The sequence below is a fragment of the Luteimonas sp. 8-5 genome, from assembly GCF_029763755.1.
In the GTDB taxonomy this organism is placed as follows: Bacteria; Pseudomonadota; Gammaproteobacteria; order Xanthomonadales; family Xanthomonadaceae; genus Cognatiluteimonas.
This window is the reverse complement of sequence record NZ_JARUVM010000072.1, coordinates 1-6,002: the sequence shown is the minus strand read 5'-3', so window position 1 is coordinate 6,002 and position 6,002 is coordinate 1. Positions and strand designations below refer to the sequence as shown.

General features: G+C 68.9%; 6 protein-coding genes and 1 pseudogene. 4 read left to right on the top strand and 3 right to left on the bottom strand.

Annotation, left to right across the window (positions count from 1 at the left end):
* Positions 1-1,438: pseudogene (locus QAA18_RS08700) on the top strand (phosphomannomutase/phosphoglucomutase); the annotation flags it as partial.
* On the opposite strand, the gene QAA18_RS08695 reads toward QAA18_RS08700, so the two are convergent.
* Both QAA18_RS08695 and pyrE read right to left on the bottom strand, forming a co-directional pair.
* Positions 1,439-2,089 carry a hypothetical protein gene (locus QAA18_RS08695; RefSeq protein WP_279412539.1) on the bottom strand — a complete coding sequence of 217 codons (651 nt, stop codon included), beginning with the start codon at positions 2,087-2,089 and terminating at the stop codon, positions 1,439-1,441. It lies immediately after the preceding pseudogene.
* 29 nt (positions 2,090-2,118) lie between these two features.
* The gene (gene pyrE / locus QAA18_RS08690; RefSeq protein ID WP_279412538.1) at positions 2,119-2,784 is read right to left on the bottom strand and encodes an orotate phosphoribosyltransferase; all 666 of its coding nucleotides are present in this window, start codon (positions 2,782-2,784) and stop codon (positions 2,119-2,121) included.
* Positions 2,785-2,841: 57 nt separating this feature from the next.
* Between pyrE and QAA18_RS08685 the strand changes: the two genes are divergently transcribed.
* The 3 genes from QAA18_RS08685 to QAA18_RS08675 are packed head-to-tail and all read left to right on the top strand — an operon-like array spanning position 2,842 to position 5,191.
* Entirely contained in the window at positions 2,842-3,612 is a 771-nt protein-coding gene (locus tag QAA18_RS08685) for an exodeoxyribonuclease III (protein ID WP_279412537.1), read from the top strand.
* The gene (locus QAA18_RS08680) at positions 3,609-4,931 is read left to right on the top strand and encodes an MFS transporter (RefSeq protein WP_279412536.1); all 1,323 of its coding nucleotides are present in this window, start codon (positions 3,609-3,611) and stop codon (positions 4,929-4,931) included. The genes QAA18_RS08685 and QAA18_RS08680 overlap by 4 nt, the downstream gene beginning before the upstream one ends.
* A complete protein-coding gene (locus QAA18_RS08675) occupies positions 4,928-5,191 on the top strand; it encodes a hypothetical protein (protein ID WP_279412535.1) in 264 nt (87 codons plus the stop codon). Before QAA18_RS08680 ends, QAA18_RS08675 begins: the two co-directional genes overlap by 4 nt.
* A gap of 181 nt (positions 5,192-5,372) precedes the next feature.
* On the opposite strand, the gene QAA18_RS08670 is transcribed toward QAA18_RS08675, so the two are convergent.
* A partial coding sequence (locus tag QAA18_RS08670) for an anhydro-N-acetylmuramic acid kinase (protein ID WP_279412534.1) occupies positions 5,373-6,002 on the bottom strand: 630 nt, incomplete at its 5' end.

The window sequence follows — 6,002 nt, the reverse complement described above, 5'->3', positions numbered from 1 at the left end:
CGGCGGCACGCTCGCAGCAGCGGCAGCCGGCGCCGGCGGCGTGCCGGCAGCCCCGCCGCTGGCGCTGGATCCGGGTATCTTCCGCGCGTACGACATCCGCGGCATCGTCGGCCAGACCCTCGACATCGGCGTGGCCGAAGCGATCGGCCGCGCGGTCGGCTCGCTGATGCAGGAACAGGGCGCCACCGACATCGTGATCGGCCGCGACGGCAGGTTGTCGGGCCCCGACCTGGTGGCCGGCCTGGTCGAAGGCCTGCGCAAGGCAGGCCGCAACGTGATCGACATCGGCATGGTGCCGACGCCGGTGGTGTACTTCGGCACCTACCACCTGCACACCGGCTGCGGCATCGCCGTCACCGGCAGCCACAATCCGCCGGACTACAACGGCTTCAAGATCATGGTCGGCGGCCAGACCCTTTCGGGCGATGCCATCACGGACCTGCACGACCGCATTGCCGGCGGCCGCCTCTTCACCGCGGAGGCGCCCGGCACGGTCATCCAGCGCGACATCGGCGACGACTACGTCGCGCGCATTTCCTCGGACGTGCAGATCGACCGGCCGCTCAAGGTCGTGGTCGATGCCGGCAACGGCGTGGCCGGCGAGCTCGGCCCGCGCGTGCTGCAGGCGGTGGGCGCGCAGGTGGTGCCGCTGTATTGCGACATCGACGGCAGCTTCCCCAACCACCACCCCGATCCCAGCGATCCGGCCAACCTGGTCGACCTGATCGGCAAGGTGCAGGAGGAAGGCGCCGACCTGGGCATCGCCTTCGACGGCGACGGCGACCGCCTGGGCGTGGTCACCCGCGACGGCGGCAACATCTACCCCGACCGCCTGCTGATGCTGTTCGCTGCCGACGTGCTCGAGCGCAATCCCGGCGCGGTGATCGTCTACGACGTGAAGTGCAGCGGCCGCCTGCAGGGCCACATCCTGCGCCACGGCGGCAGTCCGATGATGTGGAAGACCGGGCATTCGCTGATCAAGGCGCAGATGCGCGAGGTCGAGGCCGAACTGGCCGGCGAGATGAGCGGCCACTTCTTCTTCGCCGAACGCTGGTACGGGTTCGACGACGGCCTTTACGCCGCCGCGCGCCTGCTCGAGATCGTCGCCGCCGGTTCCGGCTCGCCGAGCGAGCAGCTCGATGCGCTGCCCGAAGGCGTGTCGACGCCGGAACTCAAGGTCGATGCGCCCGACGGCGATCCGCATGCGTTCGTGCGGGCGTTCGTGGATTCGGCCACGTTCGAGGGCGCGCGTTCGACCACCATCGACGGGCTGCGCGTGGACTGGCCGGACGGCTGGGGCCTGGTGCGCGCTTCGAACACGACGCCGGTGCTGGTCATGCGCTTCGATGCGGACAACCAGGAGGCGCTGGCGCGCATCCAGTCGGCGTTCCGCGAGCAGCTCCTCGCCGTCAAGCCCGACCTCGCCCTGCCGTTCTGATTACGGGCGGGCGAGGACGGCGGCGTCGGGGTTCTTGAAGGAGCGGTAGCGCTCGACCGCGTCGGCGAGCTCGCCGTCGAGGCTGGCGCGCTCCACGCGCTGCTCGGCGATGATGCGCTGCTGCTTGAGCAGGTCCGCGTGCTGCGCCTGCAGCCTCGACAGCAGCGACTTGGAAACAGGCTTGCCCGCGAGCTCCAGGTTGTTGGCCTGGCCGAGTAGCGTCACCAGGCTGCGGCGCAGGTTCTCCTCGCCCATGACCGAAGCCTTGAGCGCGTCGTCCAGCAGGGCCAGGCGTTCGCCGTAGGCGTTGCGCAGGTCCTGTTCGGTGGCATACGACTCGACCATCGCCATGTCGCGGCGGCGCTGCGCCGCAGCGGCCAGGGTGTCGGCGATGGCCTGCTTCTCGCGCTCGGCCGCGGCGGCGACCTCCTCCTCGGTGAGCGCGCGCCCGACTTCGCCGGTGGCGCGCCCGGTGGCGGCGTTGATCTCGGTGCGAGCCAGCTCGACCGCGCCGGGCGGCAGGGCGTCGCCGCAGGTGCGCTGGCCGTTTTCTTCCCAGCAGTACAGCTTCTTGCCGCCCTTCTGCTGGGCGCCGGCCGTCGCGGCGACGGCAAGCAGCAACATGGCGGCGGCGATGCGATTGAGGTTCATGGTTTGCAGCCCCTGTTCTGCAATGCCTCTCAGGAAATGCCGTAGCGGTTCCGGTATGCGAGCAGGCGCTCGCGCTGGTCCACAAGTTCCGCATTTTCGCCCGCCAATGCAAGCAGGTCGTCGAGCGTGGCCACGGCGACCACCGCGATGCCGGTTTCGTAGGCCAGCGCCTGGGTCGCCGAGCGCCGTTCGCCCTCGGCGACGGCTTCCTGCCGGTCCAGGCCGATCGCCAGGGCAGCGACAGTGCCGCCGGCCGCGGCGATGGCCGCCAGCGCCTCGCGCACCGCGGTGCCGGCGGTAACTACGTCGTCGACCACCAGCACCCGCCGGCCCTGCATCGATGCGCCGATCAGGTTGCCGCCCTCGCCGTGGGTCTTGGCTTCCTTGCGGTTGAAGGCGACGGGCAGGTCGCGGCCGCGGCGCGCGTATTCACATGCCAGCGCGGTGGCCAGCGGGATGCCCTTGTACGCCGGCCCGAACAGGCAATCGAACTCGACGCCGGCGGCGTCGACGGCGTCGGCATAGCATCCGGCCAGGGTCGCCAGCATGGCGCCCGAGTCGAAGCGGCCGGCATTGAAGAAGTAGGGGCTCTGGCGGCCGGACTTGAGGGTGAATTCGCCGAAGCGCAGGGCCTGCGCCCGCAACGCCAGTTCCAGGAAGCGGCGACGGTGTCCGGAAGCATGCGAATCGGCCATGGCCGTCATTCTCCCACGCATTGCTATGATCGGGAAAACGGCAGGCACAGGCGGCCCATGCGCATCACCAGCTTCAACGCCAACGGCTTGCGCTCGGCGACCAGCAAGGGATTCTTCGACTGGTTCGCCGCGCAGGACACGGACATCCTCTGCATCCAGGAAACCAAGGCCCAGGAGCACCAGCTCGCGGGCCCCGAATTCCTGCCCTCCGGCTACAAGGCCTGGGTCCGCGACGCCACCACCAAGAAGGGCTACAGCGGCGTGGCCATCTACTCCAGGCGCGAGCCGGACGAGATCCGCACCGCGCTGGGCTGGGAGCCGTTCGACGAGGAGGGGCGCTACATCGAGGCGCGCTTCGGCAACCTCAGCGTGGTCTCGTTCTACATCCCCTCGGGCTCTTCGGGCGAATTGCGCCAGGGCTTCAAGTTCGAGGTCATGGACTGGCTCAGGCCGATCCTGGAGCAATGGCTGGCCAGCGGCCGCGATTACGTTCTGTGCGGTGACTGGAACATCGTCCGCAGCGAGCTCGACATCCGCAACTGGAAGTCCAACCAGAAGAACTCCGGATGCCTGCCGCCCGAGCGCGACTGGCTCAACGGGCTTTGCCACGACACCGGCTGGGTCGACGCCTATCGCCACCTGCACGCCGAAGGCCAGGACTACACCTGGTGGAGCAACCGTGGCGCCGCGCGCGCCAACAACGTCGGTTGGCGCATCGACTACCAGTTCGTGACGCCGTCGCTGCGCGACCGCCTGCGCGCCTGCTCGATCGAAACCGCGCAGCGCTTCTCCGACCACGCGCCGTTCACCGTCGACTACGCCGGATGAGCGCCGCCGCAGGCAAGGTGTCGTACAAGGGCTGGGCGGGGATCAAGCGCGCGTTCGCGACCCCGTCCGCATTCACGTTGCTGGTGATGGGTTTCGGTTCGGGCCTGCCGTTCCTGCTGATCGCGTCGATGACACTGTCCACGCGCCTGCGCGACGTGGGGCTGGACCTGGGCAGCATCGGCCTGATCAGCCTGGCGAGCTTTTTCTACCTGCTCAAGTTCGCCTGGGCGCCGCTGCTGGACCGCTACGCGTTCCCGCTCACCGCGTTCCTCGGCAGGCGGCGCTCCTGGCTGCTGGTTTCGCAGTTGCTGGTGGGCCTCAGCCTGGCCGCGCTCGCGCTGACCACGCCCGGCGCCGACGTCACCGCGCTGGTCATCTGGGTCCTCATAGGTTCGTTCGCCGGCGCCACCCAGGATTCAGTGGTCGACGCGTACCGCATCGAGATCGCACCCGCCTCGGCGCAGGCGGCGCTGGCCGCCACCTACACGCTGGGCTATCGCTTCGGGCTGATCGTCGGCGGTGCCGGCGCGTTGTACATCGCGGATTTCCAGGGCTGGATGCCGTCGTACCTGTGGATGGCGGCGTTGATGCTGATCCCCATCGCGACCACGCTGCTGGCCCCGGAGCCTGTCGCGCCGGAAGCCACCGTGGTCCGCCGGATCGACTTCATCGGCGCCTTCTGGCAGCCGTTCTCGAGCTACTTCCGCCACAACGGCATGGTGCTCGGGCTGGTGCTGCTGTTGTTCGTGGGCCTGTTCAAGTTCCCCGACCAGGTGATCGGGGTGATGGCGGGGCCGTTCTACCTCGACTCGGGCTTCAGCAAGTCCGACATCGCCACGGTCTCCAAGTTGTTCGGCATCTGGATGGGCATCGCCGGCGCGTTCGCCGGCGGCGTGGCCGTGGCCGCGTTCGGGTTCCGGCGCATGTTGCTGGTGGCCGCGCTGGGCGTGGCCCTGTCCAACCTGGCGTTCCTGTTGATGGCCCACCATCCGTCGGAACTGTGGGCGTTCTACGCCGCCATCGCCGCCGACAACCTGTTCCAGGGCTTCGCGGGTGTGGTATTGATCGCCTTCATGTCGGCGCTGACGGACCGCAATTTCACCGCGACCCAGTTCGCCCTGCTGGTGTCGCTGGCCAACCTGCCGGGCAAGTTCGCCGGCGGTGTCTCGGGTTATCTTGTCGAGGCGACGTCGTACGCCACCTTCTTCACCCTGAGCGCGCTCACCGTGGTGCCGACCCTGCTGCTGCTGGCATGGATGTGGCGCCGGTTGCAGGATCGTGAGCAGCATCGTGACCGCACGGAACCGGAGGCTGCATGAGTCCCTTCCTGCTCGATACCGTCGATCCCATCCTGGCCGACCGCCTGCGCAAGCTCGCCGGCAAACGCGGCTGGAGCGAAAGCGATGCGCTGATCCGGGTGATCGAGCGCGGCCTGCCGGTGATCGAGGCCGAAGTGCCCCCAAGCCTCGAGCACGAGGAAGCCGACGCCCTCCAGGCCGCCATCGCCGCCCTCGAACAGATCCCCACCTCCACCTTCGCCGCCATCGGCAAGGTCCCGGAGGAACCCGAAGGTTCCTAGCGTCGGGGGGCTCTTCTTTGACGCGGATAACGCGGATTAAAGAGCGGATCAACACGGATCAAGCAAAGGAGAATGGGTTCAGGGCAGCTGTGGCGGCGCGCCTGGACCCACTAGTGCTTTATCCGCGTTGATCGCCTTTCCTGATCCGCGTTGATCCGCGTCAAAAAGAACTCGCACCCATTCACGCAGGATGGATGGCGCCGAGGATTCGGGGGGCGGTGGCGCCGGTGACGGTGGGGAGGTTGCCGGGGCGGCCGGCGAGGGTTTCGCGGGCCAGCCAGGCGAAGCCCATGGCTTCGACGAAGTCCGGGTCCACGCCGTGCAATGCGGTCGATTCCACCGCCACGCCGGGCAGGCGCGCGGCGATGCGCGCCAGCAGCACGGGATTGTGCACGCCGCCGCCGCAGACCAGCAGGCGCTGGGTACCGGGCTGTCCGGCCATCAGTGCGTCGGTGACGCTGGCGGCGGTGAGTTCGAGCAGGGTGGCCTGCACGTCGGCCGGGTCCTCGTCGCCGCGCAGGCGCGTGCCCAGCCAGTCGAGATGGAATTGTTCGCGGCCGCTGCTCTTGGGCGGCGGTTGTGCGAACCAGGGCTCGTCGAGCATGCGCTGGAGCAAGGCCTCGTCGACCTTGCCCACGGCGGCCCAGGCACCGCCGGCGTCGTAGGCGGTGCCGATGTGGCGCTCGTGCCAGGCATCGAGCAGCGCGTTGGCCGGGCCGGTGTCGAATCCGCGCACCGCGCCGCCGGCGGCGTCAAGCAGGGTCAGGTTGGCGATACCGCCCAGGTTGAGGACGGCGCGCGATTCGACCGT

What these genes read in the sequence shown, in the direction of transcription:
- pyrE (WP_279412538.1), bottom strand. Translation starts at nt 2,784, where the DNA reads ATGGCCGATTCGCATGCTTCCGGACACCGTCGCCGCTTCCTGGAACTG.
- QAA18_RS08680 (WP_279412536.1), top strand. Translation starts at nt 3,609, where the DNA reads ATGAGCGCCGCCGCAGGCAAGGTGTCGTACAAGGGCTGGGCGGGGATC.
- QAA18_RS08695 (WP_279412539.1), bottom strand. Translation starts at nt 2,089, where the DNA reads ATGAACCTCAATCGCATCGCCGCCGCCATGTTGCTGCTTGCCGTCGCC.
- QAA18_RS08675 (WP_279412535.1), top strand. Translation starts at nt 4,928, where the DNA reads ATGAGTCCCTTCCTGCTCGATACCGTCGATCCCATCCTGGCCGACCGC.
- QAA18_RS08685 (WP_279412537.1), top strand. Translation starts at nt 2,842, where the DNA reads ATGCGCATCACCAGCTTCAACGCCAACGGCTTGCGCTCGGCGACCAGC.